This window comes from Rhodococcus wratislaviensis, assembly GCF_900455735.1.
Lineage (GTDB): Bacteria > Actinomycetota > Actinomycetes > Mycobacteriales > Mycobacteriaceae > Rhodococcus_F > Rhodococcus_F wratislaviensis.
This window is the reverse complement of the sequence record NZ_UAUI01000001.1, coordinates 86,170-110,866: the sequence shown is the minus strand read 5'-3', so window position 1 is coordinate 110,866 and position 24,697 is coordinate 86,170. Positions and strand designations below refer to the sequence as shown.

30 protein-coding genes and 2 pseudogenes are annotated in these 24,697 nt (G+C 66.5%); 13 read left to right on the top strand and 19 right to left on the bottom strand.

Annotated features, from left to right (window positions below):
- Nucleotides 1-12: 12 nt before the first annotated feature.
- Complete coding sequence (phoU, locus tag DTA22_RS00620) at nucleotides 13-660, bottom strand: phosphate signaling complex protein PhoU (protein WP_037232212.1); 648 nt, start codon at nucleotides 658-660, stop codon at nucleotides 13-15.
- A 39-nt stretch (nucleotides 661-699) separates the two neighbouring features.
- Nucleotides 700-969, bottom strand: a complete 270-nt coding sequence (locus DTA22_RS00615) for a DUF4235 domain-containing protein (RefSeq protein WP_037232213.1) — start codon at nucleotides 967-969, stop codon at nucleotides 700-702.
- Between the two features lie 131 nt (nucleotides 970-1,100).
- Between DTA22_RS00615 and DTA22_RS00610 the strand changes: the two genes are divergently transcribed.
- Nucleotides 1,101-2,423: an NAD(P)/FAD-dependent oxidoreductase gene (locus tag DTA22_RS00610; protein WP_112298192.1), complete on the top strand. Its 1,323-nt coding sequence runs from the start codon at nucleotides 1,101-1,103 to the stop codon at nucleotides 2,421-2,423.
- A 126-nt stretch (nucleotides 2,424-2,549) separates the two neighbouring features.
- Here the strand turns inward: DTA22_RS00610 and DTA22_RS00605 are convergent.
- Nucleotides 2,550-3,238: pseudogene (locus DTA22_RS00605) on the bottom strand (HAD family hydrolase).
- 111 nt (nucleotides 3,239-3,349) lie between these two features.
- On the opposite strand from DTA22_RS00605, the gene DTA22_RS00600 reads away from it, so the two are divergent.
- Both DTA22_RS00600 and DTA22_RS00595 read left to right on the top strand, forming a co-directional pair.
- A complete protein-coding gene (locus DTA22_RS00600) occupies nucleotides 3,350-3,793 on the top strand; it encodes an SRPBCC family protein (RefSeq protein ID WP_037232215.1) in 444 nt (147 codons plus the stop codon).
- 4 nt (nucleotides 3,794-3,797) lie between these two features.
- On the top strand, nucleotides 3,798-5,420 hold the full coding sequence (locus tag DTA22_RS00595) for a phytoene desaturase family protein (protein ID WP_112298191.1): 1,623 nt from the start codon (nucleotides 3,798-3,800) through the stop codon (nucleotides 5,418-5,420).
- On the opposite strand, the gene DTA22_RS00590 is transcribed toward DTA22_RS00595, so the two are convergent.
- Nucleotides 5,417-5,827: an NYN domain-containing protein gene (locus tag DTA22_RS00590; RefSeq protein WP_112298190.1), complete on the bottom strand. Its 411-nt coding sequence runs from the start codon at nucleotides 5,825-5,827 to the stop codon at nucleotides 5,417-5,419. The two genes, DTA22_RS00595 and DTA22_RS00590, sit on opposite strands and share 4 nt — an antisense overlap.
- 78 nt (nucleotides 5,828-5,905) lie before the next feature.
- Here DTA22_RS00590 and DTA22_RS00585 point away from each other — a divergent pair, with 78 nt between their 5' ends.
- Together DTA22_RS00585 and DTA22_RS00580 are read left to right on the top strand one after the other, a co-directional pair.
- Nucleotides 5,906-6,889, top strand: coding sequence for a magnesium transporter CorA family protein (locus DTA22_RS00585; RefSeq protein WP_112298189.1), 984 nt, complete (start codon nucleotides 5,906-5,908; stop codon nucleotides 6,887-6,889).
- Nucleotides 6,890-7,706: 817 nt separating this feature from the next.
- Complete coding sequence (locus tag DTA22_RS00580) at nucleotides 7,707-7,928, top strand: hypothetical protein (RefSeq protein ID WP_037232219.1); 222 nt, start codon at nucleotides 7,707-7,709, stop codon at nucleotides 7,926-7,928.
- 506 nt (nucleotides 7,929-8,434) lie between these two features.
- On the opposite strand, the gene DTA22_RS00570 is transcribed toward DTA22_RS00580, so the two are convergent.
- A complete protein-coding gene (locus DTA22_RS00570) occupies nucleotides 8,435-8,878 on the bottom strand; it encodes an STAS domain-containing protein (protein ID WP_245973263.1) in 444 nt (147 codons plus the stop codon).
- 256 nt (nucleotides 8,879-9,134) lie between these two features.
- Entirely contained in the window at nucleotides 9,135-9,860 is a 726-nt protein-coding gene (locus DTA22_RS00565; RefSeq protein ID WP_112298827.1) for a GAF and ANTAR domain-containing protein, read from the bottom strand.
- Nucleotides 9,861-10,049: 189 nt separating this feature from the next.
- On the opposite strand from DTA22_RS00565, the pseudogene DTA22_RS00560 reads away from it, so the two are divergent.
- Together DTA22_RS00560 and DTA22_RS00555 are read left to right on the top strand one after the other, a co-directional pair.
- A pseudogene (locus DTA22_RS00560) lies at nucleotides 10,050-11,094 on the top strand (HNH endonuclease).
- A gap of 114 nt (nucleotides 11,095-11,208) precedes the next feature.
- Nucleotides 11,209-12,924: a cutinase family protein gene (locus tag DTA22_RS00555; RefSeq protein ID WP_112298186.1), complete on the top strand. Its 1,716-nt coding sequence runs from the start codon at nucleotides 11,209-11,211 to the stop codon at nucleotides 12,922-12,924.
- 7 nt (nucleotides 12,925-12,931) lie between these two features.
- Here DTA22_RS00555 and DTA22_RS00550 read toward each other — a convergent pair whose 3' ends face one another.
- The 9 genes from DTA22_RS00550 to DTA22_RS00515 form a co-directional block, all read right to left on the bottom strand.
- Complete coding sequence (locus DTA22_RS00550) at nucleotides 12,932-13,513, bottom strand: DinB family protein (RefSeq protein WP_112298185.1); 582 nt, start codon at nucleotides 13,511-13,513, stop codon at nucleotides 12,932-12,934.
- Nucleotides 13,510-13,833 carry a hypothetical protein gene (locus tag DTA22_RS00545; protein WP_037232223.1) on the bottom strand — a complete coding sequence of 108 codons (324 nt, stop codon included), beginning with the start codon at nucleotides 13,831-13,833 and terminating at the stop codon, nucleotides 13,510-13,512. The genes DTA22_RS00550 and DTA22_RS00545 overlap by 4 nt, the downstream gene beginning before the upstream one ends.
- A 34-nt stretch (nucleotides 13,834-13,867) precedes the next feature.
- Nucleotides 13,868-14,020, bottom strand: a complete 153-nt coding sequence (locus DTA22_RS36160) for a hypothetical protein (protein WP_174233724.1) — start codon at nucleotides 14,018-14,020, stop codon at nucleotides 13,868-13,870.
- A 14-nt stretch (nucleotides 14,021-14,034) separates the two neighbouring features.
- Entirely contained in the window at nucleotides 14,035-14,277 is a 243-nt protein-coding gene (locus DTA22_RS00540) for a DUF3618 domain-containing protein (RefSeq protein WP_037232224.1), read from the bottom strand.
- A complete protein-coding gene (locus tag DTA22_RS00535) occupies nucleotides 14,274-14,717 on the bottom strand; it encodes a phage holin family protein (RefSeq protein WP_037232225.1) in 444 nt (147 codons plus the stop codon). Before DTA22_RS00535 ends, DTA22_RS00540 begins: the two co-directional genes overlap by 4 nt.
- 76 nt (nucleotides 14,718-14,793) lie before the next feature.
- On the bottom strand, nucleotides 14,794-15,339 hold the full coding sequence (locus DTA22_RS00530; RefSeq protein ID WP_112298184.1) for a DUF6328 family protein: 546 nt from the start codon (nucleotides 15,337-15,339) through the stop codon (nucleotides 14,794-14,796).
- A 118-nt stretch (nucleotides 15,340-15,457) separates the two neighbouring features.
- Nucleotides 15,458-15,736 (bottom strand): GlsB/YeaQ/YmgE family stress response membrane protein, encoded by a 279-nt coding sequence (locus tag DTA22_RS00525; RefSeq protein ID WP_037232227.1) that lies wholly within the window; start codon nucleotides 15,734-15,736, stop codon nucleotides 15,458-15,460.
- Nucleotides 15,737-15,836: 100 nt separating this feature from the next.
- Nucleotides 15,837-16,073 (bottom strand): microaggregate-binding protein 1, encoded by a 237-nt coding sequence (gene mbp1 / locus DTA22_RS00520; protein ID WP_005570747.1) that lies wholly within the window; start codon nucleotides 16,071-16,073, stop codon nucleotides 15,837-15,839.
- Nucleotides 16,074-16,114: 41 nt separating this feature from the next.
- On the bottom strand, nucleotides 16,115-16,654 hold the full coding sequence (locus DTA22_RS00515; RefSeq protein ID WP_037232228.1) for a Dps family protein: 540 nt from the start codon (nucleotides 16,652-16,654) through the stop codon (nucleotides 16,115-16,117).
- A 481-nt stretch (nucleotides 16,655-17,135) separates the two neighbouring features.
- Between DTA22_RS00515 and DTA22_RS00510 the strand changes: the two genes are divergently transcribed.
- The 3 genes from DTA22_RS00510 (at nucleotide 17,136) to DTA22_RS00500 (ending at nucleotide 18,762) form a co-directional block, all read left to right on the top strand.
- On the top strand, nucleotides 17,136-17,387 hold the full coding sequence (locus DTA22_RS00510) for a cold-shock protein (RefSeq protein WP_112298183.1): 252 nt from the start codon (nucleotides 17,136-17,138) through the stop codon (nucleotides 17,385-17,387).
- Nucleotides 17,388-17,533: 146 nt separating this feature from the next.
- Nucleotides 17,534-17,965: an ATP-binding protein gene (locus DTA22_RS00505; protein WP_112298182.1), complete on the top strand. Its 432-nt coding sequence runs from the start codon at nucleotides 17,534-17,536 to the stop codon at nucleotides 17,963-17,965.
- On the top strand, nucleotides 17,965-18,762 hold the full coding sequence (locus DTA22_RS00500) for a SigB/SigF/SigG family RNA polymerase sigma factor (RefSeq protein ID WP_112298181.1): 798 nt from the start codon (nucleotides 17,965-17,967) through the stop codon (nucleotides 18,760-18,762). Before DTA22_RS00505 ends, DTA22_RS00500 begins: the two co-directional genes overlap by 1 nt.
- A gap of 9 nt (nucleotides 18,763-18,771) precedes the next feature.
- On the opposite strand, the gene DTA22_RS00495 is transcribed toward DTA22_RS00500, so the two are convergent.
- Entirely contained in the window at nucleotides 18,772-19,026 is a 255-nt protein-coding gene (locus tag DTA22_RS00495) for a hypothetical protein (protein WP_005246238.1), read from the bottom strand.
- Between the two features lie 103 nt (nucleotides 19,027-19,129).
- Here DTA22_RS00495 and DTA22_RS00490 point away from each other — a divergent pair, with 103 nt between their 5' ends.
- Nucleotides 19,130-20,272, top strand: coding sequence for an FUSC family protein (locus DTA22_RS00490; RefSeq protein ID WP_112298180.1), 1,143 nt, complete (start codon nucleotides 19,130-19,132; stop codon nucleotides 20,270-20,272).
- 85 nt (nucleotides 20,273-20,357) lie between these two features.
- Nucleotides 20,358-21,128: a GAF and ANTAR domain-containing protein gene (locus DTA22_RS00485; protein WP_112298179.1), complete on the top strand. Its 771-nt coding sequence runs from the start codon at nucleotides 20,358-20,360 to the stop codon at nucleotides 21,126-21,128.
- Between the two features lie 22 nt (nucleotides 21,129-21,150).
- Here DTA22_RS00485 and DTA22_RS00480 read toward each other — a convergent pair whose 3' ends face one another.
- The 3 genes from DTA22_RS00480 to DTA22_RS00470 form a co-directional block, all read right to left on the bottom strand.
- On the bottom strand, nucleotides 21,151-22,590 hold the full coding sequence (locus tag DTA22_RS00480) for an alpha,alpha-trehalose-phosphate synthase (UDP-forming) (protein ID WP_112298178.1): 1,440 nt from the start codon (nucleotides 22,588-22,590) through the stop codon (nucleotides 21,151-21,153).
- Entirely contained in the window at nucleotides 22,587-23,042 is a 456-nt protein-coding gene (locus tag DTA22_RS00475) for an STAS domain-containing protein (protein ID WP_112298177.1), read from the bottom strand. Before DTA22_RS00475 ends, DTA22_RS00480 begins: the two co-directional genes overlap by 4 nt.
- A gap of 368 nt (nucleotides 23,043-23,410) precedes the next feature.
- Nucleotides 23,411-23,626, bottom strand: coding sequence for a CDGSH iron-sulfur domain-containing protein (locus tag DTA22_RS00470; RefSeq protein ID WP_112298176.1), 216 nt, complete (start codon nucleotides 23,624-23,626; stop codon nucleotides 23,411-23,413).
- 24 nt (nucleotides 23,627-23,650) lie between these two features.
- On the opposite strand from DTA22_RS00470, the gene DTA22_RS00465 reads away from it, so the two are divergent.
- Nucleotides 23,651-24,697 (top strand): iron-containing redox enzyme family protein, encoded by a 1,047-nt coding sequence (locus tag DTA22_RS00465; RefSeq protein WP_112298175.1) that lies wholly within the window; start codon nucleotides 23,651-23,653, stop codon nucleotides 24,695-24,697.

Sequence of the window (24,697 nt, the reverse complement as noted above, 5' to 3'; positions counted from 1 at the left end):
CGAGCGTCGCCCTCACTGTTCGGGCAGGCTGCCCGTCTCGAGGAAGATGACGCGCCTGCCGATCTCCACCGTGTGGTCGCAGAACCGCTCGTAGAAGCGGCCGAGCAGGGTGATGTCGACTGCCGACTGGACACCGTGCGGCCAGTCCTCGGCCTGGGTGATCGTGAACAGGCTCCGATGGAGATCGTCCATGGCCTCGTCCGCCGTCAGCAATCCGCGCGCACGCTCGGGATCGCGGTGTTGGAGCACCTGCTCGGTTTCCTTCGCCTGCGCCACGGCGACGGCGCCCATCTCGGTGAACACGTCCAGGACCTCGTCGGGGACGACGTGGTCGGGATGCCGCCGGCGGGCGATCTTCGCGATGTGCACCGCGAGACCGCCCATGCGGTGCAGATCCGCGGAGATGTGGAGGCCGCCGACCATGAATCGGAGATCGTGCGCGACCGGCGCCTGCAGCGCCAGCAGGGCGAAGGCACGCTTCTCCCAGTGCGCCGCGGCGTCGTCGAGCTCGCCGCTCACGTCCATGACGTGCTCGGCGAGCTCGAGGTCTGCCTGCAGCAGTGCGGCGCTCGCCTCCGACATCGCGGTAACGGACAGCCGGCACATCGAGGCGAGGTCGCCGGACAGGCTGTCGAGATTTTCTGCGAATCGAGTACGCATCGGCTCAGCCTAGGGGTGTTCTGTGACAACTGCCTCGATCTACCGGGGGTCGGCGTGGGCCAGCTTCCGGTACCCCTGCGCGCCCGCGCGATCCACCGCCGCCTTGACCAGGCCGAATACGGTGCCCTGCACGGCCGCCGCGATCAGCACCTCGCGGGTGCTGCGTGAGAGATCCTTGGGGTCGGGAGCCTCGGATTCGCCCGCGACACGCTTCCACACCTGACCGAAAACCGCACTGGCCGCGATTCCGCCGCCGACACTCGCGGCCAGCGCCAACGGTTTGTACATTGCCTTCGATACGGCACTCATGTTCCCGCCCTTCGCATTCGATCCCGTCGATCGCTCTCGGTACGGCGAGTACCCGTATTCTCCACCCTCACACGGCGATGCCGCGATGCCGGATTGTTTCGTTCGAGGCCGGGGTGGGGACAGTGTTCTGTATGACCAACGAATCAGCTGGAGAGCCAACTCGCATCGTCGTGGTGGGAAGCGGCTTCGCCGGATTCGAATGCGCGCGTGCTCTGGTGCGGCGCCTCCGGGGGTCCGATGCCCGCATCACCATGATCTCGCCGCACGACTACATGCTGTACACACCGCTCCTGCCCGAGGTGGCGGGCGGAATCCTGGACGCACGGTTCGTCACCGTTCCTCTGTCCGAGGCCCTGCCGAACGTCGAACTGGTGAAGGGCAGCGTCGATTCCGTCGACTTCGGAGCCCGCACCGTGCACGTGACCGACTGCGAGCAGGGCGTCGAGGACGTGGCCTGGGATCGGGTGGTGCTCACCCCCGGATCGGTGACCCGTCTGTTCGACATTCCCGGTCTCGCCGAGCACGCCCGAGGGCTCAAGACACCGGCCGAAGCGCTGTACTTTCGCGACCAGCTCCTCACCCAGATCGAACTCTCCGAGCGCGACACCGATCCCCGGGTCGCCGACGCCCGCCGGACGGTCGTCGTGGTGGGTGCGTCGTACGCGGGCACGGAACTCACCGCCCAACTGCGCGCCCTCGCCGACGAAGCGGCCGCGCGGCGAAACCTCGACCCTTCCGAGATCCGGTTCCTGCTGCTCGACGCGGCCGACAAGGTGATGCCGGAGGTGGGGGAGAAGCTGGGCAGCAAGGTGCTGGACGTACTGCGCGCCCGCGGCGTCGACGTGCGACTGGAAACCACCCTCACAGAACTCGGACCCGAACACGTCACGCTCGACGACGGCACCGTCGTCCCCACCCGGACCGTCGCCTGGGTGACGGGAGTGACCGCCAGCCCCCTCATCGACACGCTCGGGTTACCCACCGAGAAGGGACGGTTGACGGTGCGCCCCGACCTCTCGGTGGACGGGCATCCCGACGTCTTCGCGGGTGGCGACGCCGCGGCTGTTCCGGATCCGAAGAACAGGGGATCGATCACCCCGCCCACCGCCCAGCATGCCGTCCGGCAAGGGCAGGCGCTGGCCCGCAACGTGGCGGCAAGCCTGGGCGTCGGCGACCCGAAACCGTACAGCCATCGCGACAGGGGACTCGTCGTCGATCTCGGCCCGGGATTCGCCGTCGCGAACCCCCTCGGTATCCAGCTGTCGGGTTTCCTCGCGAAGGTGGTCACGCGCGCCTACCACCTGTATGCCATGCCGAACGCGGCCAATCGCTGGGCGGTCGCTCTCGCCTACCTCACCGATCTGCTGTTCCCCCGGCCCCTCGTGTCGATCGGGCTGGTCACCGATTCTGAGTCGCGATTCGCGGCAAGCGAGGGCGTACGAGCACAGCACTGAAACCATTCGTCTCGGTCTGCGACCGCAACGAAAGGAACCGATGAGGGCTGAGAGCAAAGAGGAATTCGTCGCACTTCGCCTCGACGAAGTGATCCACGAATGCGAGGCGGACGCGCCTGCCGGCGCCTAGGAGTCCAGCAGCCTCGCGAGCGGACTGGACTCGAGGTGGTCCAGTAGGTCCTGTGCGTCCTCGAATACCGCTCCGCGCCGGCCTCTGTCAATTCGGCGCGGGAAATTCCGCCGCTGAGGAGACCGACAAAGGTGACCCCGGCCCGGGACGCCGCTTTGCCGTCCCACACCGCGTCGCCCACCATCACCGCAGTGTCCGAGGACGTGGACGAGCGGTCCATCGCTGCGCGAACCACTCCGGGATCCGGCTTGGCGTGATCGACGTCCTCGGACGACGTGGTGTGCGCGATGTACGAGTCGACCGACAGGACCTCCCGCAGCACGTCCAGCTCTTCCTCGGGGGCGGAGGTGGCGAGGACGACCTGCACACCGCGCCCGTGCAGTTCCCGGATCAGCTCGCGTGCCCCGGCGAGCGGCCGCATGCTGTCGCGCACACCGAGGTAATAGGTCTTGTGGAGATCCTTGGCGCGGTCCCCGAGCGTGTCCGCGTCGTCGCCGAGGAGCGACTGCAGGAGAAGCGACGAATCCATTCCGATCGCGCGGTGCACCCGCCAGGCATCCACGTCGTGCCCGACCTCCCGGAACGCTCGCTGCCACGCCCGCACGTGCAGGTAGTTGGAATCGACGAGTGTGCCGTCGACGTCGAACAGTGCCGCTCGTACGGCGGACGGAGATTCCGAAGGCATACGCTCGAGCAAACCACAGGGCCCGGTCCGCGGCGACCATTGCGCGGCTCACGTTTTCGATGTGGTGAACGTGGGTAAGCGCGGAGAGTCCGCAGGTACTCGTTCGAGGGAGTGGTCGTCATCGAGGCACATCACGACACGTCGGCTTCAGCTTCGGACGTGTGGTCCGTTCTCGCCAACGGGTGGCTGTACCCGTCGTGGGTGGTCGGGGCGTCACGCATGCGTGCCGTCTCCGCCGACTGGCCCGCCGTCGGGAGCCGTCTGCACCATTCGGTCGGTGCCTGGCCCGCGTTGATCGACGACTCCACCGAGGTCCTCTTGGCCGAGGAGAACCGCGAACTGCGGCTGCTGGCCCAGGTGACGCCTACGAAGGCAGTTGTTCGTCTGCGACTGGAGCCGCGTGAATCCGGCTGCCACCTCCGAATGTCCGAGGCCGCGGCGTCCGTCCCGTTGAAGTGGGTTCCGCGGACGGCGCAAGACCTCGCGGTCCTCCCACGAAATTTGGAGTGCCTACGCCGGCTCTCATTCCTCGCCGAGCGAAGAACGAAACCCTGACGCCGTGACAGTGCGCACAGTCGACGCCGTCGTCATCGGGGCCGGGCCCAACGGTCTCGCCGCGACGGCCACCCTGGCGGCGGCCGGGTGGGACGTCGTCCTCCTCGAGCAGCAACCGGAACCGGGTGGTGCCGTCAGGTCGGCCGAACTCTTCCCGGGTTTCCGCACCGACCTGTTCAGTGCGTTCTATCCTCTGGCGGCGGTGTCGCCGGCGATCCGGCACCTCGACCTGGAGGGTGTGGGTCTGCGATGGAGTCAGGCGCCCGCAGCGGTCGGGCATCCCAGGCACCCGGACGACGACGATGCCCCGCTGATCCACCGGGATCCGGCCGACACCGCCGCCGACCTCGAGCGCAGGCAACCGGGGGACGGACAGGCGTGGCTCCGGCTCTTCGAGCAGTGGAAGGACGTCAAGGAACCGTTCCTCGACACCCTGTTCAGCCCGTTTCCCCCGGTCCGCGGACCGCGGCGACTGTTGTCGCAGCTCGGCACCGCGGAAGCCCTCCGGCTCGTGCGTTTCCTCATGCTGCCCGCACGCCGGATGACGCACGAGCTGTTCGACGGGGAATCCGCCCGGGTGCTGTTGCTGGGCAACGCAATGCACGCCGACACACCCGTCGATGCACCGGGCAGTGGAGTCATGGGATATCTCCTGACCATGCTCGCGCAGGACGACGGGTACGTCGTCCCGGTCGGCGGGGCCGGCGCCCTCTCCGCCGCGATGGCGGAACGAGGGAGACGGAACGGCGCAGAAATTCGTTGCGGCGAGGAGGTGACGTCGATCGAGGTAACCGGGGGAGTGGCGACAGAGGTGCGGACCGCGGGCGGCGACCGCTATCTCACAAGACGCGCGGTGCTGGCGGATGTCTCCGCGCCCGCACTGTACGGACGGTTGCTGGATGCCTCCGCGGTCCCGGCGGGCGTTCGAGCGGACTTGGAGAAGTTCGAATGGGATACCCCTGTCGTCAAGGTGAACTACGCGCTCGACCGCAAGATTCCATGGCGGTCGCGAAGCCTCGCATCCGCCGGAACCGTGCATCTGGGCGCCGACGACAATGGACTCGTCCGGTGGATGGCCGACCTGACGACAGGCGTGATCCTGACGCACCCGTTCCTGCTGTTCGGTCAGATGACGACGTCGGACCCCAGCCGTTCGCCCGAGGGAACCGAAAGCGCTTGGGCCTACACGCATCTTCCGCGGGGAATCACGGACGACGAGTCGGCGGAATTGCTGGCGCACCGCGTGGACGCGATGCTCGAATCGCACGCGCCGGGGTTCACCGAGCGGGTGGTGGGACGCAACGTGCAGCGTCCGGGCGACCTCGAGGCGAGCAACGCGAACCTGCACGGCGGCGCCGTCAACGGCGGCACCGCCCAGCTGTACCAACAGCTCGTCTTCCGCCCGACCCCGGGTTCGTCCGGGCCCGACACGTCGATCGACCGGCTGTACCTGGCTAGCTCGGCCACCCATCCGGGCGGCGGTGTCCACGGTATGTGTGGATACAACGCGGCCCGTGCCGCCTTGGCCGACCACGGGCGGTGGGGGTTGGTACGGAGGAAGGTCCGTGGCCGCATTCTCGACCTCGTGGTCACCCCCGACGGTAAGCGGTCTTCGCACCACCGCTAGGAGTCGATGCCGTCAAGGAGCCGGCGCGGACCTATGGTGTGCGCCCCGAGTGCCTCGACTCGGTCGCGCAGTCCCCGGTCCGCGGTGACGACGGTGATCGGCCGGTCGCCGTCCTCCTCGGCGGCTGCGGCCACCACCTCGACGATCGCGTCGTCGCCCGAACCCTTCGCCGATACGACGTGCAGGCCTCGGAATTCAGGGTTCGCCTCACCGGTGACCGCGGCTTTCGCCGCGCCCTCGAGTACGACCACCACCTCGGCGGCCTCGTCCGGTTGCTGTGCGAGGGCGCTGAGTTCGGCGAGCAATCGTCGCGCCGCGCCGGCGCGATCACGCCACCAACCGTCGGGTCGCGACCCCACGACGTTCGCAGCATCCACCACAACCAGCGCAGTCCTGTCGTCAGCCACGCACTCAGTCTCCTCTCCTCGCATCCGGGTGTGGGTGCTATGACAGAGGTGACGGTCCGTCGTGGCGAGGAGGCCGATATGGACGTCCGCTTCATCTCCGGTGACGGTGTGCGTTCGTGCGCGGTGACGGAACTGAGGGAGTTGCTGGACCGGCCCGACGGATTGGTCTGGGTGGATGTACCGACCTGGGACGACGAGGCGAACGACGCATTGACCACGGTTTTCGGATTTCATCCTCTCGCCGTGCGGGATTCGATGAACCGCAATCAGGTGCCGAAGGTGCACAGATATGTGGACCACTTCTTCGTGGTTCTGCACGCGCCGCAGTCGGGAGCACACGGGCACGTGCACTACGTCGAACTCGACCAGTTCATCGGCGCTCGGTACCTGGTGACGGTGCACGGCCCGGTGAATCCGGCGATCGATCCCTCGACTGCAATGGTCGAGGTGAATGCGGTGCTGGGCCGGCTGGAGTCGGGGAGGTTGCATCCTGCCACCGCGTTCGAGTTGTCGTTTGCGGTTCTCGCCGCGTTGACGGCGCGGATGCGGGCGTACACCGCCGAACTGACCAAGGACGTGTGGAAGCTCGAACAACAGGTCACCGGCGGGCATCTCGGTAACCCGGAAACCTTTCTCGACGAGATGTTCCGGGTCCGACACGGTCTGCTCACGGTCGGCACGATGGCCGCGTTGAGCCGAGAGGTCTACGGCCGGATGGTCACCATTGAGGCGTTCGGCACCGGGAAGGGGCAGGATCTCCTGCTCGACGCGGTCGATCAGTTCCAGCATCTGAACGTGATGGCCAAGGGCCAGAAGGACTACCTCCAGGGCACGATCGAGTTCTACCAGGCACGGACGAACACCAAGATGACCATCGCTGCCGAGCGACTCGCCGTGATCGCGGCCGTCACGTTGCCGATCACGGCCTTGTCTTCGATTATCGGCATGAATGTGATCGTGAACGAACGGACACAATGGCTCTCGGTCGCCGCGATCGTGCTCGTGATGCTCGCCATGTCCGGGGCACTGCTCGTCTGGGCTAAGCGCAAAGGCTGGTTCTGAAGCGGCGTGTAGTTGCGTTCCTCGGGGGAGTGGTGGGTTCGGAGGCAGGGCGCGCTTGTCGGGGGAGGACGCGGTGAGCAGTTCGTGGTGTCCCCACCGTGTGCACTTTCCACATGCTGATGCGGCAACGCCGCATCAGCATGTGGATGCCCGACCTCATGAAGTGACTCGGACCCGGACGGAACGCCATGATTATCCGGATCCGCGGTGGGTCACCGCGCCGGCCCGGGGGAGTGGGGCCACTCGGCAGCACCTCTCGACCGCATTCCACACGGTCCGAGTAGCCCGGACGCCGAGCCTCAGTCAGGCGTCGGGGTGGTGGGGGAGAGGGCGCCGCTGGGCCGGCCAAGCGGTCGAAGGGGAGTGGAGCATTCGCCCGAGATTCAACCGAGTAGGTGGCCGACCGCGAACGATCAAGAATCGCCCCAGCAGCCGATCACGCGCCCCGGATTCGTCGCGCTCGGCGATTTGAATCGGCCCGTGACGGAACCACACTATTTACCGAATATTGGTCCTTACGTATGCACCCGCCAATGAACATCACCTCCACACGACGTTCACCATCAGGACTACTCACCTCGAAATTCCGCATATAGACACCGGTCGGGGAGCCGATGATGTCTGGCGCTCGCCTCTCGACTGCGCAACGGAGTGTCGAGCCGTGCTGCGGTCACGGTATGGCGAACGGACGACCGTCGCAGAGAGCGCCTGCACGTGGGGGATGGCACCAACTGGCGCGAGGGCGCGTTGTGATGTACAACATACTCGTAAGTTTGTGACTCAGGTCACTCGGCTTCGACCCGGGGAACGCCAACACATGACCCGCACCACGGTGCACCAGGACGATCAGTGCACGATGTCGCCGCCCTCCGCCGAGGAGCCGCGTCGCCACACTTTGCGTCCGACCGTGTACATCGCCTCTGTCTCGGCTGCAACCGCGACCGCACCTGCCGTTGTCGTGACGGGATCCGTCCTCGTCGCGGTGGCCACATCCGTGTCAGTGCTCGCCGCCGTAGCACTCGCCGCGCTCCTGATCTGACCGTCCGCATCGCGGACGCACCCTTCGACCACCACGCGGCACAAGCCGGCGAAGAAGACAGAAAGCACTCCAATGAACACCTTCACCACGTCCACCTCTGCTCGCACTCGCGGCTTCGCCCCTTCCCGTGGCGCAATGAGCACGGTCGAGATCAAGAATCGCATCGAAGCAATGTTCCGCGAGGACGACGAGCGCGAGTCGAAGGCAGTCCGAGCGGAGTAGTTTCCGGCGAAAGATGTCGGCGCCCACCGGGCCGATCCCGTCGAACTCGCAGGCGGGCAAGTCGGCGCAGGTCACCGCCGTACTCGTCGTGGACTCGATCCGCGCGCTCAGCAGCAGTGACATCATCAGCAGTTGGAAAAGGCGCGTCGGGGGTGTCCTTCAAGGTCACGTGCGACTCGGCCGCGTATGTTGGACCGGCCTTGGCGAGAAGCGCACGCGCGGTGTCCCCGACGTCTGCTTCGGATGCCCCCGATTCGGCCGCTTCCCGGTCATGCCGATGCCGATCAGCTGTGCGCGATTTTCCCCACCCTGTCGAAGGCGTCGCGAACCGTGAGGCACGTGGGGATCACCGCGTCGAGTCCGATAGCCTCGACAGGCCGGAGCACCGCTCGATTACCCGCCAGAACCCATGTAATGTGTTGCCGCCTAGCAGATTCCGCAAACTCGGACAGTATCGACAATCCAGAGGTTCCCACGAAGTCGACAGCAGTCATGTCGACGATGATGCGTGAGGAGGAGCCCCCGTCGGTCAGGTGCGCGAGGGCCAGCGCGAAGGAAGGGGCGGCGAGCACATCGATGTCTCCGGAGATTCGTCCCACAGTGGCGTCGGCGTCCGGCGCGAATTCGACGGCCACCCGCAGTCCACGGTCGAGCGTGTCCTGCGTGCGGTGCCCGGTCGGCCGTGCGGTGAGGGGAGTGACGTGGAACGACGTGCGTGATGGTTTCATGACCCTCCGATCGCGTGCAATCTGTGAGTGTCCGCGCGCTGCGGGTGGAAAGGAACGCAGCGGCACCAAGGCCGCAGTGGGAGTGCACACAATATTTGCCCACCGCGCACTGCTGCGGCCTTCGGACAATCTGCGGCTGTGTTCTCAACCACGCGCGATCAACATTACGTCTACACCAGATGGGCATCAACCGATTGCCACCGCCGATCGAACGTAGTCAGGCGCGGATGAGGTCCTGCCCGTGCGCCGTGTCGCGTCAGTCGAATTTCGAATTGTGATGCGCGATGACTTCGCGTGCGACACCAGTGAGTTTGATGTTCATGTCCTGCGACGTCTTGCGCAGCAGATCGAAGGCCCTACCTTCGGAGATGTCGTGGAACGCCATCAACAGTCCGATCGCTTTTCCGATCTCGCGGTTGCTGGCCAAGCCCTCGCGCAGCGTCTGGGCTTCCTGATGTTCGTGGAGCGCTGTCAGCGTCACCGCCGCGAACGCCGTGATCAGAATTGCCTGATCGATCGATTTGTCGGTGAATTCTCCGGGGTTGTCCGAGAACAGATTGAGTGCGCCGACCTTGCGTCCGCGGATCATGAGCCGGAAGCCGGCAGCGCCCCGGACCGGGGTTTCGGCAATAGCCCGACGGGCAAGGCGTGGCCACTGTGTCGAATGGGCGAGCTCGGTCTCGACCTGCGGTGCGTCGTTCTCGATCGCATCGAGGCAGGGCCCTTCCTGCTCGGCTCGTTCGAGCGAGTCGACCTGGGCTGCGATGTCGTCGCTCGCGGCCACGGTGACGTGCCGATCGTTTTCCTTGAGCATGAGGCTGGCGTGGGCACACCCGGGGACCAGGGTGGCGGCAGCATCACAGATGGCCTGGTAGACCTGAGCGAAGTCGTCGCCGTTGTAGACCATCTCGGCCAGCTTCGCGAAGACGGCACTGGGTCCGTCGCCTCCGGTACGCGTCGTCTCCGAAGGATCATTCGGCATCATTCGCCTCCCGAGGTGCACCAACGCGGCGTGAACCGGCGTCGCAAATCTCGCGACGTCCGATCAATTCTGCCAGAACGGTAACGACCGCTGGTGAGCCGAGGGTCGCCGGCATCGAATGTGGGTCTTCTGTTCGGGTATTGCCACGGTTGCGGCAATGGCTACACTCGAACTTATATTCGAATGACCTTGGGGGAGGTTGTTGCGGCGGATCTGGCCGAGTTGCGTGTGTTCGCGGCACGGCTGCGAGAGGTTTCCGCCGACGGGAATGCGGCGAGTATCGTGCGGATCGGAGGGCTCGGGGTTGCCGCGATCCGAGTGAGGCCGCGGGATTGCGTCGCAGATTGCGTTGGCGCGCAGGGAATCCCCGAACCGCGGCGGGCGGCATCTCGGTCTCGCGCAGGCGACAGCGTTGGCGGTGGAACTCGACGCCGCGTCCGTGATGCGGCGGCATCGTAGGGCGGTGTCGGAGCGTGGGGTGACGACGCGCCCGGCGCCGGATTCGATGGCGTATCTGAGTGTGCTGATGCCGGTCGAGCAGGCGGTGTGCCTGCAGGACACGCTCGGCCGGGATGCGGACAGCCTGATCGCCACCGGCAACAGTGGTGGCCGCACCCGCAATCAGTTGATGGTGGACCTGTTGTTCGAGCGCGGCACCGGAGTATCAGTGGCGTCGGGTGTGCCCGTGGCGATGAACCTCGTGCTCTCGGACGAGACACTCCTGGCCGGTGGGCACGAGGCCGCGCAGCTGCAGGGGTTCGGACCGGTGCCGGCGGGGATCGTGCGGCGACTGGTAGCGGACGCGGTGGGGTCGGATGCCGAGGCCACCCTACGAAGGGTTTACGCCTGCCCTCGGTCGGGAGCCCTGACTGCGATGGAATCGCAGTCGCGCACATTCCCGAAAAGTCTCGCGACACTGATCGATCTGCGGGATCAGACGTGTAGATCTCCGTGGTGCGATGCGCCGATCCGCCATCATGACCACATCCGCTCACGCCGGAAGCGGGGGACAACCAGTGTGCACAACGGGTCCGGGCTGTGCGAGGCCTGCAACTACGCGAAGGAAGGCGACGGCTGGACCGCCCGCCCGGTACACAACCACGGCGGCACCCATCTCCTCGATCTCGGCACCCCGACGGGCCACCATTACCGATCGGCGACGCCACCGCTACCGGCCCCGGCACGGGAGTCGGAGGTCGAGAGCGTTCTGATCGCACAATTGCGTGCCTCCTGACGGTGTCTGCCGAGGCGGAGGTGTAACACCGTTGCTGCAATGTGCGACTTGTCTGTTAACGCGTTGACACCTACTCGGGTGTTCGACACGGGCTACGAGCGGATGGGGTAGACCATGGAACGTCGCGTTTCAGCACGCAAGGTCGCGCATCGACGAAGGGTTGTAGGCAGTCTGGTCGCGCCCGGCGCGCTGGGACTGGCGGCGCTACTGGTTACACCGTGGTCTAACCCGGGTTCACCGGCCACGACGGCGACAGCGTTGACGGCGGCCGCATCGGATGCGTGCTACGACATGGTCAGCATCGCCGTCGCAGGCCGCGGTGACACCCCACGCGAGGGAACCCGGATGCTCGTGGCGCCCGACGGCACGCGGCTTCCCGCGTCGTACTCCAGCGACTACAGCAGTCCCTGGATCGACGAGGTGGTGAATGCGCCGCAGCAATCCGTCGGCGGAGGGTCCTATGCCGCGGTCTACATCGAGTATCCGGCCAACATGAATTCGTACGAGGACGCCGTGAATGCCGGAGTCGACAACACCGAAACCGTCATGCGTTCGATTCACGCGTCGTGCCCGGACACGAAGTTCTCGATCGTCGGCTACAGCGAGGGCGCCGACGTGGCGCGGCGGGTTGCGATGGAGGTCGGAAACCAGGACGGCCAGGACGGCGCGTACGAGATTCTCGATCCCGCGTCCGTGGTCGGCGTCGTCATCCTGGCGGATGCCGGCCGCAACCTCGGGGGAGGACCATTTCCGGGCGCCGAGAACGAATTCCGCAATCCCGACGGCTTCGACCTTGCCTACCAGTCGGCGCAGTCGGGCACGTCCGGGCGGGGAGCATTGCCCGGCACGTCGGGCAGCTTCGGCGCACTGGACGGGAAGGTGGCCTCGTTCTGCTCGGAAGGCGACCTGACCTGCTCCGCACCCGAGAACATTGCGCTACTGCAGCTCGCGATCAACGTGGGACGGCAGTTGAACGTCGACTCGCTGCAGAAGGATGGACTGACCCCTGCGACGGGACAGGATCTCGCGGTGGTGCTCGGGCAGATCGCCCTCGCCGCATTCGCGGACATCCAGTCGCAAGACAATTGGATGCAGTCCGATGAGACGTTCCTCGACGTTCTGGTCAAGGTGTCGGATCCGGCGTACAAGCCCGATGCCGTTGCGGCGCAGTCTGACACGTCAGCTGGTCCGATCTCGTCGAATCAGGCGGTCGACCTGGTCTATCTGCCCGCGAAGGTGCGGAACGAGATCATCGGGTTCATCGCGGACAACCAGAACACGATCCAGGTGGCGATGAGCGACCCGTATCAGCAGACGCTGGGGGAGGGGACCGGCAATCACTTCGACTACTGGCGTGATGCGAACGCCGGCAGCGGAAAACCGCTGACCTCCGCCCAGTACGCTGCGGCCTGGTTGACGCACCTGGCGCAGGAAGCGGAGAAGGGCGAGGCGCGCGCGGCCGCAGCGGAACCGTCGACCGCGAAGCTCGCCGCCGCCTCGACGACGGAAACGGAAGCGACTCAGGTCGCTCCCACCACCACGGACAGCGCGAAGAAGGCTCAACTGGCGGGCAACACGGTCAGTGCGACCACGACAAGTTCGCCGGCACCCACGACGACGGTCGCGACGACTACCTCTTCACCGGAGCCCACGACAGCTGTGGAGGTGGCGGCGGAACCCACGACCCTGCCGTCGGCGCCGCAGGCCGTCTCGGAAGCATCGGTGGTGACCACCACCGCGGCGGAACCCTCTGCAACCACGGAATCGGAGTCGCCGACGACCACCACGCCGGTCGTCACCACGACGACGCCTCAGCCCGCGGCCGGGTGACGCCCGATCAGCCCTGGTCGGCTTCGCGTGCCGCACGCTCGAGGCGGGTCCGGTAGCTCTCCCACCACGTCCGGTCTTCTGCGGGCAAGTTGGTGTTGTCGGCCCGCAGTCCGACGGCCCCGTCCACGAGTTCGCGGACGATGTCCGCGTGCCCCGCGTGCCGATGGGTTTCGGCGAGCACGTGCACGAGAATCCGGTGCAGGGTGACGTCGCGGCGGTCACCGGGCCAGTGCGGTACCCGGCCGGGCGCGTCGAGCGGCAGCGCCCGGATGGTGTCGTCCGCGTGCGCCCACGCTGTGCGGTACTGCCCGACGATGTACTCGCGTGACTCGTCGGCGGTCGCCCACATGTCCACGTTGTCTTCGGCGTCGTCGGTCACCCACGGCGGGAATTCGACGGATCGGCCGAAGGTCGCTCCGAAGTAGCCGATCTCGACGCCCGTCAGATGTTTGACCAGCCCCAGCAGGTTCGTCCCCGTCGGAGTCATCGGTCGACGGATGTCGTATTCGGACAGCCCGTCAAGCTTCCACAGCAGAGCGTCGCGGGCGGCTTGGAGGTAGTGGTGGAGGTCCACCTTCGGATCCGTCAATGCCCTTCCTGATCGGTCAGTTCCTTGCCTTCGAGGGCCTTGACGCGCCGCCGTTCGAGGAGCACGAGAGCTGTGCCGAGGGCGAGGCACAGGACGCAGGCGATACCACCGATCAGCGCCCAGCCTTCGAATCCGTAGCCGGCCGCGACCAGCGTCAATCCAAGCACGGCGATTCCGGCGGCGATCAGGATGTATCCCGGCCAGTTCCGGCTGTCGGTGATCGCCTCACCGGCGTGATTGCGCATGGTGTGGGCGTCGTCCTGCGGGTGGTGCTCGGAGTCCAACTCGCGGCTGGGGCCATTGTCCGGCTGATACGTCACTGCATACTCCTGTGCTCGAGCGGTGATCCGAGTGTCATCTCTCGGTCTCGGTCTCGGTCTCGGCGGAGTCCTCCGCCAACTCGGGTGCGTTCTCTCTCGTGGCCATGCCGCCGTCCTTGCCGTGATCGGTGGGACCGGGACGGCCACCTTTGGGCTCGTCGGCGTCTCCGTGAGTGTCTTTGGTCATGATCGGTCTCTCCTTCAGTGGCTGCGCCGACGACGTTGTCGCACGACGAAGTAGGCGGCGACGAATGCGGAGACGAGTCCGGCGGCCACGGCACCGCGGGGTTGCTGCCGGACCTTGTCGAGTTCGTGGCGCGCGCCGGCTTTAGCGCGTGCGGGTACGTCGACTTTGCGCTGCAGCGCATCCACCGTGGATGCGAGTGCGGCACGCTGTTCGGCGACGGAAGGTTCCGGCTGTGGCTGTGGCTGTGGCTCGGTCATCGAAGCCCTTCCTTGACGGTGTCGACGTCGGCGCGAACACTGTTCGCCGTCCGCTCGGGTACGGGGGGCAGCGCGTTCTTGGCGCGGCGGGCTCCGGCCGCCGCCACGACACTGCCCACGGCGATCAGCACGGCGGCCACGATCAGTGCGGCCAGCCACGGATCCAGTGCCGTCGCCAGTCCCAGAATTGCAGTGGCGACGAGGGCCCCGAATCCGTACAGCATGAGCAGCACGCCCGCTCCGGAGACGCCTGCTCCGATCCCGAAGCGCGTTCCCCTGTCTTTCACTTCGGTGAGGGCGTGGGTCACCTCGGTCCGTACGAGTCCCGATACCTGATCGGTGAGTCGTTCGACGAGTTGGACAGTCGACAGCTCGTCGAGATCGTGTGCTGCGCCGGGCCGTTGGGCCGGCGGGGCATCGGCGCGATGGATATCGGTCATGTCCGTGCTCCTTCCTCGTCTGCGCTCCGCCTACCCGGGAGCGTTCCGGGCGAAACAGGATGCTCTGCCGTCCGGCTCATCGATCGGCGGATTTGCCGGCGGCGTCCCCTTTGTTGTGGGTCGAGCGATGTCGCGATTGCAGGATCGCAGCGAAGCCCCAGAGTCCACAGAACATCGCCAGGGCCACCGCGGCGGCGACAGCTCCGGCAGTGGGCGAGATGACGAAGCTGAAGATCAACGCCACCACACCGATCAGCGCCAGCGCGAGGGTGGCGATGCCGCATATCGCGAGTCGATGCGACGCGGAGACGAGATCCGGCAGCGCGTGCCGGCGGAAGAGCATGCGGTGCAGGCCGGCGGGGGCCACCAGGAGCATGGTCGACGTCACCGACAGCGCGACGGTCGCCAGGTAGATGGCAACCTCGCTGTCCGTGAGGTCCTCGAATCGTTGTTGGAACGGCAATGTCAACAGGAAGCCGGTGAGTAACTGCACGCCCGTCTGTACGACACGCAGTTCCTGGAGAAGGCCGTTCCAGTTCCGGTCGAGCCGTTGAGTCTCGGTCTCGTGCCGGGCGCGGAAGTTCCAGTTCGCATCGTCCCGAGCCGGTCCTCGAGTGTCCATCCCTCACGAGTACCCCATTGCCGGCCCGAGGGCACCATTTCGCGTGGAATACGGGGAGAGCGACGGAACCGGGCCTGCCCATCGTGGGATGGACAGGCCCGGCTCCGTGGTGCAGGGGTTAGCGTCGACCGGCCGTGCTTCGCCCGGTCACGAGCTTGACCAGGAACAGGAGTATCACCGCGCCGAGGAGGCAGGTGAAGAAGCTGAACCAGAGACCGCCGCCTTCGACGTCGGTGCCGAAGAGGCTGAGGATGAAGCCGCCCAGGAGGCCGCCGACGATTCCGACGACGATGTTGAGAATGATTCCCATCTGAGCGTCGGTCTTCATGATCTTGCTGCCGATCCATCCGGCGAGGCCGCCGATGATGATCCAGCCCAGAATTCCCAGTCCTAGCACGTATCAGTCCTTTCGAGGGAGAGTGGTTGCCGGCGATGGCCGATTCCACTCGGAGAAGAGACGCTCGGTGCGGGCCGGTCGTGATCCGGCCCGCACCGTCTCACTGTTCGGCGCGCTGGCGGGCTTCCTGCGCTTCGGCCTTGCCTCGGGCCTTCTCCGCTTCGGCTTCCTTTGCGGCGGCCTCGCGTTGAGCGGCGGCTTTGTCCTGCTGCGCCTTGCCCTCGCGGGTGAGATCGTCCTGACCGGACACCGCACCCGCGGCTTCCTTCGCTTTACCCTTGACGTCTTCGACGACGCCCTTGACGGCCTCTGCCGGACCGCTGTTGTTCTCAGCCATGTTCGTCACCTTTCGGTTGTGGACGGGAGATCGGACAGTGCTCACCGCGCTTGCGCGGCGGCCTGCTTCTCGGAGTGCGCGCCGTCGTTGGAGAGGCTGCCGCCGGAGTTCTCGAGGTGGGCGCGGACGAACCACTGGAACTTCTCGAGTTCGCCGGTCTGGCCGATGAGAAGGTCCTCGGTGATCGGGTCCAGGTCGCCCGTCTCGGAGATCGCCTTGCGGTTGTCCTCGACGACACCGCTGTAGACGAGGTCGAGGGCGCCGAGGTGCGCCTGCGCCGTGTCGCGCTTCACCGAGTAGTCGTCCCAGGTGCGGTCGCGGGCGATCGCGGCCGGGGTGCCGTCGGGCGACTTCCCCAGCGCGGCGATGCGTTCGGCGACGGCGTCCGCGTAGCCACGCACCAGCTCGACCTGCGGGTCGATCATCTCGTGCACGCCGATGAAATTCGGACCCACCACATTCCAGTGAATGTGCTTGAGCGTCAGATGCAGGTCGTTGTATGCGCTGAGCCGCTTCTGAAGTATGTCGGCGACTCGCGCTCCCTGATCGTCGGAAAGACCTGGCACGGTGAACTTCGACATTCTGGTCCTCTCTTTCGCTACTACCTGCCGACGGAACTTCGAGGCGGTAGGTGCCCGCCTCGGTTGCCGGGCGGAGACTGGGCGCCGGATGAACTCACCGCGTACCCGTGGTGAGAAGTCCCGAATCACCGGACCCTGCCTCGCCGCAACCTGCGTTCGTGTCGACCAACGTTCTTGACTTGATCGCTGAAGTTCCGACAACTCGACCGTACTACAAAATCTATGGCGAGCAAATCAGATCTTCTGCAAGCTCTGACGCGGATGCGCTGGGGTGGGCAGATCTCGATTGTGCAAACGCTCCGCCCGAATCGCCCCGCGCGCGAACGAGAGGCACTAGTTTCGGTCTGATTCGACCAGGGGGTCGACCGTGCGCACGCGGAGGAGGAGCAATGCTCAACGTGGCTCTACTTGTGATTCTGCTCGTCGCGAGCCTGTGGGGCGGCGCAGCCCTCCACAGCCTGGCCGATCGAAGGGCGGCACGATGAGCGCCGGGCACACGCTGCCGGCCCGGCAGTCGACGGCACTGCGCACGGGCACGGGCACGGTGCGATGGTTCAACGCCGAGCAGGGTTTCGGTTTCCTCGCCCCGGCGGACGGATCCGACGACATCTTCGTGCACGTCTCCGAAATCGCCGGAGACGGTCACCGCATTCTCGAGGAAGGGCAGTGCGTCAGCTTCGCCGTCTGCCGCACCGAGACCGGCAACCAGGCGCGCGACGTCCGGGTCGTCTGAGCCCACCGAATCGAGATCGTCGAACCCGCAAGTCGGGACGCATTCGGGCGCACGCACGCCTTTCGTTCGCCGCCGGGTTGAGGGTCGCGGCAGCTGGGTACGCTGCCGAGAGTCGCAGAAACCGACGACACAGACGTGGAGTGCAGATGGCCGAGGTCGACGAGGTTAGACGAATGAAAACGAGATCCGGTGTGCCCGTGGAGCTTCGTGTGGCGGCGGAGTTCGAACAGTTGCCTGTGGTGCGCGCCGTCGCGGAAACTCTCGCCGTTCTGGGAGACTTCACGCTCGACGACGTGGCCGATATCAAACTTGCCGTGGACGAGGTGTGTTCGGAACTGATCGCGGCGACGCCGGGAAGTGCCGAACTGACGTGTTCGTTCGCCGTCACGGAGACGGGGTTGCACGTGACGATCAGTGCCCCCCTCACCCGAGGCGGAGTGCCCAGCCGGGAGAGCTTCGGCTGGCACGTGCTCGAGACGTTGATGAATGGGGTTTCGGTATCGGAGGGACCCGTCGGCAACGGGTCCGTCGAACGGACCGTGGCGGTGGAACTGGTCAAATACCGGGGCACCATCTAGTGTCACCGGTTTCGGAACGCAGCGAACGGCACCGTCCCGGCAGAGACGACTACAAGGACGTAGCGCCCACGGTTGCGCGCCTGCGAGCCTTGGACGAGTCGTCGGGGGAGGCGTCCGCGCTGCGCGACGAAGTCATCACGCGTTGCCTTCCGCTCGCCGACCACATCGCCCGCCGATTCGGTGGGCGCGGCGAGGCGCACGAGGATCTGCTGCAGGTCGCCCGGCTCGGGCTGGTCAAGGCCGTCGACCGCTTCGATCCGGACCGCGGCTTCGACTTCGTGTCGTACGCGGTGCCCACGATCATGGGGGAGGTTCGTCGGTATTTCCGCGACACCGGCTGGTCGATGCGGGTGCCGCGGCGCATGCAGGAACTCCACGCATTGATCACCAAGGCCGTCGACGAGCTGTCGCAGGAACTGGGACGGTCGCCCTCGGCCAGTGAGATCGCCGCCGAACTCGAACTCGACGTCCGGGAAGTGTCCGAGGGCCTGCTCGCGAAGAACGCCTACCAAACCTTGTCGATGGATGCGGCCATGGGTGATGATCCCGACGACCTGCCACTCGCCGAGACTCTCGGCGAGGAGGATCCGGAGCTTGCGAACGTGGAAAGTCACGCCGCCGTGCGGCCGGCGCTGGAGAAACTTCCGCCGCTCGAACGCCGCGTGCTGATGTTGCGGTTCTTCGGATCGATGACCCAGACGGAAATCGCCCAGCGCGTGGGCGTCTCGCAGATGCAGGTCTCGCGGATTCTGGCGCGCACCCTCTCCGGACTGCGGGAGCAGCTGGGCGGCGGCTGATCCCCCGGTTCAGCCACCCAAACCGGAGACGGTCGATTCGAGCGACGCGGCGTGGAACTCGAGATCGCTCTGCGAGCAGTCGCGGTCTTTCGGGAGCTGCTCGCGCAATTCGTCCCGGGTCACGATGACCAGGGACTGATGCTCGTCGCCCAGTTCACCCGAATCGACGATGGTGGGGGCGCCGCTCTGCAGGATCAAGGCGGGGTCCGGCAGTGGCGAATCGAGGAGTGTCTGCAGGTGGGTTGCGGTCACGTGGGTGTTCATAGTGCCCGGCATACCCGGACGTGCCGGGTTCGAACCGCACCGGTTGACGGTGCGGTGAGCCGGGCACACGGCACTCGTCGCCGCACGAAGGGAGAGAGGACTGTTGCACGTCACCGCGCTCCGACGCCTGTGCTCGTGGGCGGGGGACGGTCAGCGAAACACGGTGGTGGTGCAGTCGGCGAAGGCTGCGACAGCTGCCGTACTCGCGTGGATTCTGGCCGAGCGCCTTCTCGGACTGCCGCAACCGTTCCTCGCGCCCTACGCGGCGGTGTTCATGATCGAGGTCACGGTGTCGCGAACACTGCGGGTGGCCGGCGAGCAACTCGCGGCGGTCTCGCTCGGGGTGATGCTGGCCGCGGTGGTCGGAATCCTGTTCGATTCGGTCACCGTCGGTGTCGGTGTGACGGTGCCGACAGGTCTCCTGCTCGGCCGTTGGCACCGATTCGGTTCCAGCGGGGTGTGGGTGGCGGTCACCGCGCTGCTGATGGTGACGTACGGCGATTCCGATCAGCCGGCGATGCTCGGCGACCGCATCCTGGCGATCGCCCTCGGTGCCGGAACCGGGGTGGCCGTGAACGCGTTGCTGTTGCCTCCGCTGTACCTGCGGCGGTCGGAGCGCGCGCTGACCGGGCTGGGGTCGACCGCCACTGCGCTGTTGTGCGACGTCGCCCGGGAATTGCGAGAACCGGGAACCGGTGGACAGCCCGGTCGTTGGGTCGAACGGTCGGCGGACGTGCGGGTACAACTGGACGACGCCGTGGACGCCGTGGCCTGGACGGAAGAGAGCGCGCGCGCCAACGTGCGACGTGCCGCCGGTCCGGTCGCTGCCGGAACGACATGGGGACGCGCGGTCGTGGCGCTGTCCGAGGGCTGGCCCCAGTGCACGGAGATCGTCCGCGCCACCTCGCTGGCGCTGGCACCGCAACCTCCGTTCGGCCCTCTCGAACCGGAGATCCGTGAGAGTGCGGCCGCATTCGTGGAGGCACTGGCAGACGTGGTCCGGGCCGAATTCGCCTTCGCCGACAGTCGCGACGCTCATGTCGCCGCCTGCCGGAGGGCGGAGGAACGGCTCCGCAACCTCGAGGATGCTGTGTCCTCCCACAGCGGTCTGACCCGGGGTTCGTCGATGAGCGCCGGAAGCATCCTCCGGCCGTCCGCGGCGGCGCTGAGTTTGCTGACCGGGGAATCTCCCGCCTCGCCGTCCGGGACGGGATCGGTGGACGAAGACGGTTCCGGGGTCGAGTAAAGTCTTCTCGACGGTAGAGACAACTGCTGCGTTCGTTCAGTGGGTGTCCTGTCGGTTACACCCGGAATTTGAGGTGTATCCGAGAATGGCCGAGACTGTGGGTGAGCGCCCTGGGTCGATGTCCCCCGATCTCGACAGCGCGACGATCGCGGCCCAATTGGGCTCCTTGGCAACCGCGTTGGACGAGTTCAATCGCAATTCCGGTTCGCAGGTGGAGATGAGCCTGCTGCTCCAGCGGGTCTGCGATCAGGTGGTGGACGCGATCGCCGACGCCGACATGGCCGGGATATCGCTGCTGCGCGACGGGCAGGTTGAGACCGTCGCGTACACGGACGAGGCGGTCCGTGAGATCGACATTCAGAACTTCCAGGCCATCGACGGCGACTACTTCGGTGTCGCCGGAACGCGGAAGGTCGTCAAGGCCCGGCTCGGGGAGGCCGCGGCCCGCTGGCCGTCGGTCGCGGACAATCTCGACCAGGCCGGTATGCGCAGCTTCCTGTCCGCGCCGCTCGCCGTCGACGAGGCCCTCGCCGGCACCCTCAACATCTACGGGCAGGGAGATCACGGTTTCAGCGAACTCGACGCCGTGGTGCTGCTCGTCTACACCACCGCGATCGAGGGTCTGCTGAGAAGCGCCCGTAGCGTGGAGTTGGCCAGGAACGAGGTCTCGGGTCTCACGCGGGCCATGAAGTCCCGTGCGGTCATCGAACAGGCCAAGGGGATCGTGATGGCACTGCGGGGCGTGCCCGCGGACCAGGCGTTCGAGATCCTCGTCGCGCAGTCGCAGCAGGAGCACATCAAGTTGGCGGAGGTGGCGCGCCGCATCGTCGAATCGGTGACGACGAATCCCGAGTGAACCCAGGTCCGGGACCGTGTGATCAGTCCACGACCGGAGACAGCGCGCCGAGGAAGGACTGCGCCCAGCGGTGCACGTCGTGGTCGAGCACCTGACGGTGCAGCCGCGACATGCGTCGCCGTCCCTGCTCCCGCTCCGGGTCGAGCGCGGCCATGATCGTGTTCTTCACTCCGTCGAGGTCGTGCGGGTTCACCAGGTAGGCGCCCCGGAGTTCGGCGGCGGCACCGGCGAACTCGCTGAGCACCAGCGCACCACCCAGATCCGCTCGGCAGGCGACGTATTCCTTCGCGACGAGGTTCATCCCGTCCCGCATCGGGGTGACCAGCATGACGTCGGCGGCCAGGAACAGCGCGATCAGCTCGCTGCGATCGACCGGCTGATAGAGGTAGTGCACGACCGGCCGGCCGATCTGACCGTGATCACCGTTGATGTGGCTGACCTGCTCCTCGATGGAACTGCGCATCTTCATGTAGTGCTCGACGCGTTCCCGGCTCGGGGTGGCGAGCTGCACCATCACGGTGTCGGACGGGTCCAGGCGGCCCTCGTCGAGGAGTTCGCCGAGCGCCGAGAGCCGCAGGTCGATGCCCTTCGTGTAGTCGAGTCGGTCGACTCCGAGGAGGATCTTCCGGGGGTTCCCGAGCTCGCGGCGGATCTCGGCGGCCCGTTCGACGATGGCGGGATCGGTGGCCTGTTCGACCAGTTGCCGCGAGTCGACGGAAATCGGAAACGCACCGACCCGCACGACCCGGTCGTCGAGTGTCACCCTGCCGAGCGCGCTGCGTACGCCGACGCCTGCGGTGGTGGTGTCGAGTCCCAGCAGCCTGCGCGCCAGGAACAGGAAATTGTTGGCGCCGCCGGGCAGGTGGAAGCCGATGAGGTCGGCGCCGAGCAGCCCCTCCACGATCTCCTTGCGCCACGGCAACTGCATGAACAGTTCCACGGGCGGGAAGGGGATGTGGAGGAAGAACCCGATGGTCAGGTCGGGGCGCATCTCCCGCAGCAGACGGGGCACCAGCTGCAGCTGATAGTCCTGCACCCACACGGTTGCGCCCTCGGCCGCGGTGCGCGCCGTCTCCTCGGCGAAGTGGCGATTCACGTCCAGGTACGAGTGCCACCAGTCCCGGTCGAAGACCGGTGCCACCAGCACGTCGTGGTACAGCGGCCACAGCGTCGCGTTCGAGAATCCTTCGTAGTACCGCGACACCTCGTCCGAGCTCAGCTCCACCGGGTACAGGTCGATGCCGCCGGAGACGATCGGTTCGACCTTCGCGTCGGGCACACCGGGCCAACCCACCCAGGAACCGCGCTCCCGGTCGTGAAGGATCGGCTCCAGGGCTGTGACGAGGCCCCCGGGGCTGCGCTTCCAGCGTGTCGTCCCGTCGTCGAGTGTCTCCATGTCCACGGGCAGCCGGTTGGCGACCACCACGAAGTCGGACGTGCCGTGCGGAACAATGTCCTTCACGCCGAGCGCCCACCCTGGTGAATTCCTTCGGCGACCAGCCGGAAGGCGTCCTCGAGGTCGGCACGGAAGGGGATCTGTGCAGCCATGTTCATTGCCGTCAACGGTCTGCGGAGAGCGTTGTTGCCGGTCACCGCCCACGGCACGGTGAGCCTGCGTGCGCGGGCGGCCATGGTGTCGAGTACCGGCAGGGCAGCCGCGCAGAAGAACTGCACGTCCGTCAGGTCGAGCACGAACGGAAGCCGCTCGTTGATCGCCTCGTCGAGGTGATTCCCGAAGGTGTGAAGTGTGGTGACGTCGATGTCACCGGAGATCCGGACGACGAGGATCCCGCCGACTCCGGGCGCACTGACGACGGAGAGCCGCCCGTGCTCGGGCTCGACGGCCCAGCTGAACAGCGTCGAATTGTCGGCTGGGTCGTAGCGTGTCGGCAGCGCACTGAGAACAGATTTCATGTCGTTTCCTCACGGTCGAGCGACGTAGGAGACAGGCACGAAAGAAGGCGCGTGAACCGTGCCCGTCCATTGCGGCTGGGGGCTCAACCGTGCAGGACTCTGACGTTACCCCATCGTGTCAACGGCGGTGGCGCGGTTTCTCGCCGCAAACCGCGGCCGAGACCATACTGTCGGCGTTTCCGGTTGCCCCACTGCGCTTCTCGCCGTCGCAACCGGCGGCACAGCGGGGGTCCGGCGTAGCTTCTCCGCGGATTGGGTAATCGGTAGGCATGGAAATCATTGCCATCGTGATCCTTGTCGGCGTCGTGACGTTCGTGATCGCGCGCCGCCGTGCGCAGAATCGGAAGTGGAACTGATGGGGGACGGTCCTACGGGCGCCGCCGCTTCTTGTGCGAAGAGTCGCAGAAGGGGGCGATGCTCGTCCGACCGCACCGGCACAGCGCCACGGTGGCCCGATCGTTGCCGATCGAGTTACCTTCGGAGTCGAGGATCCGCGCGGCACCACGCACCAGGAGTGGACCATCGGGGCAGACCGTGATCGTGACGTCGGATTCGTCGGCCCCGGCAATGGGAATGGAGTTCATATGACTACCTTGCACTCTCGGTCGATGTCGGACACGGTGGCGCAATCGGGAACGTCCATGCCCTTTCCGCAGCCGCGCGGTCCCGTCAGCGATCTCCTGTTCTCCATTCTGCGCGCAGAGGGCGCCGATGCCGAACCGTTCGTGGCGGCGGCATGCTCGCTCGCCTCGTCGGCGCGCGACAGTCCGCGGGCGTTCCTCTTCGACGAGGACGCGCAGATCTGCCTGACCGCTCTCTACGAACTGCACCTGCAGGGGATCAGCGGTGTCGGCGACGAGTGGGAGTGGAACAGTGACCTGATCGCCGCCCGGTCGGCGCTCGAGGTTCCGTTCGACGCCGCGATCCGTGACGTGGCGGACGCGCCGACCGGCGCCGACGACGTGGTGGCGGCGCTGTGGGCGATGACCGCCCCCAGCACGGCGCCGGGGTTGTCCGGTCACATGGCTCACGATGCGGATCTCATCCAGTTCCGTGAACTGCTGATCCACCGTTCCCTGAACCAGTTGCGTGAGGCCGACGTGCACACACTCGGCATTCCGCGGCTCGCGGGCGCTCCGAAAGCGGCGCTGGTGGAGGTGCAGTCCGACGAGTACGGCGGCGGCAGGCCCGAGCGGATGCATTCGGCGCTGTTCGCCACCACGATGCGCGAACTCGGGCTGTCCGACGACTACGCGCACTACATCGACGCGGTGCCCGCCGTGACGCTGGCGTCCCTGAACGCGCTGTCCCTGTTCGGTCTGCACCGCAGCCGCCTCGGCGCGCTGGTGGGGCACCTGTGCGCGGTGGAGACCACGTCCGCGTTGCCGAGCAAGAAATACGCCGCCGGATTGCGCCGACTCGGATTCGGGAAGGCGGCCACCCTGTTCTTCGACGAGCACGTGGAGGCCGACTCCGTGCACGAACAGATCGTCTGCCGCGACCTCGCCGGCGGACTGGTCGCGGCACGGCCCGCGGTGGCTGACGACATCCTGCTCGGGGCCGCGGCCTGCCTCGCGTTCGACGACCTCGTCGGCGACCACGTCGCACAATGCTGGGAGGAGAATCGCACGTCGCTGCGGCAGCCGGCCGGGTAG

Bases quoted from the DNA above. Each gene is read 5' to 3' on its own strand.
- phoU (WP_037232212.1), bottom strand. From the start codon at position 660: ATGCGTACTCGATTCGCAGAAAATCTCGACAGCCTGTCCGGCGACCTC.
- DTA22_RS00615 (WP_037232213.1), bottom strand. From the start codon at position 969: ATGAGTGCCGTATCGAAGGCAATGTACAAACCGTTGGCGCTGGCCGCG.
- DTA22_RS00610 (WP_112298192.1), top strand. From the start codon at position 1,101: ATGACCAACGAATCAGCTGGAGAGCCAACTCGCATCGTCGTGGTGGGA.
- DTA22_RS00585 (WP_112298189.1), top strand. From the start codon at position 5,906: ATGGACGTCCGCTTCATCTCCGGTGACGGTGTGCGTTCGTGCGCGGTG.
- DTA22_RS00580 (WP_037232219.1), top strand. From the start codon at position 7,707: ATGACCCGCACCACGGTGCACCAGGACGATCAGTGCACGATGTCGCCG.
- DTA22_RS00570 (WP_245973263.1), bottom strand. From the start codon at position 8,878: ATGAAACCATCACGCACGTCGTTCCACGTCACTCCCCTCACCGCACGG.
- DTA22_RS00565 (WP_112298827.1), bottom strand. From the start codon at position 9,860: ATGCCGAATGATCCTTCGGAGACGACGCGTACCGGAGGCGACGGACCC.
- DTA22_RS00555 (WP_112298186.1), top strand. From the start codon at position 11,209: ATGGAACGTCGCGTTTCAGCACGCAAGGTCGCGCATCGACGAAGGGTT.
- DTA22_RS36160 (WP_174233724.1), bottom strand. From the start codon at position 14,020: ATGACCAAAGACACTCACGGAGACGCCGACGAGCCCAAAGGTGGCCGT.
- DTA22_RS00540 (WP_037232224.1), bottom strand. From the start codon at position 14,277: ATGACCGAGCCACAGCCACAGCCACAGCCGGAACCTTCCGTCGCCGAA.
- DTA22_RS00535 (WP_037232225.1), bottom strand. From the start codon at position 14,717: ATGACCGATATCCATCGCGCCGATGCCCCGCCGGCCCAACGGCCCGGC.
- DTA22_RS00530 (WP_112298184.1), bottom strand. From the start codon at position 15,339: ATGGACACTCGAGGACCGGCTCGGGACGATGCGAACTGGAACTTCCGC.
- mbp1 (WP_005570747.1), bottom strand. From the start codon at position 16,073: ATGGCTGAGAACAACAGCGGTCCGGCAGAGGCCGTCAAGGGCGTCGTC.
- DTA22_RS00515 (WP_037232228.1), bottom strand. From the start codon at position 16,654: ATGTCGAAGTTCACCGTGCCAGGTCTTTCCGACGATCAGGGAGCGCGA.
- DTA22_RS00510 (WP_112298183.1), top strand. From the start codon at position 17,136: ATGAGCGCCGGGCACACGCTGCCGGCCCGGCAGTCGACGGCACTGCGC.
- DTA22_RS00505 (WP_112298182.1), top strand. From the start codon at position 17,534: ATGGCCGAGGTCGACGAGGTTAGACGAATGAAAACGAGATCCGGTGTG.
- DTA22_RS00495 (WP_005246238.1), bottom strand. From the start codon at position 19,026: ATGAACACCCACGTGACCGCAACCCACCTGCAGACACTCCTCGATTCG.
- DTA22_RS00485 (WP_112298179.1), top strand. From the start codon at position 20,358: ATGGCCGAGACTGTGGGTGAGCGCCCTGGGTCGATGTCCCCCGATCTC.
- DTA22_RS00475 (WP_112298177.1), bottom strand. From the start codon at position 23,042: ATGAAATCTGTTCTCAGTGCGCTGCCGACACGCTACGACCCAGCCGAC.
- DTA22_RS00470 (WP_112298176.1), bottom strand. From the start codon at position 23,626: ATGAACTCCATTCCCATTGCCGGGGCCGACGAATCCGACGTCACGATC.
- DTA22_RS00465 (WP_112298175.1), top strand. From the start codon at position 23,651: ATGTCGGACACGGTGGCGCAATCGGGAACGTCCATGCCCTTTCCGCAG.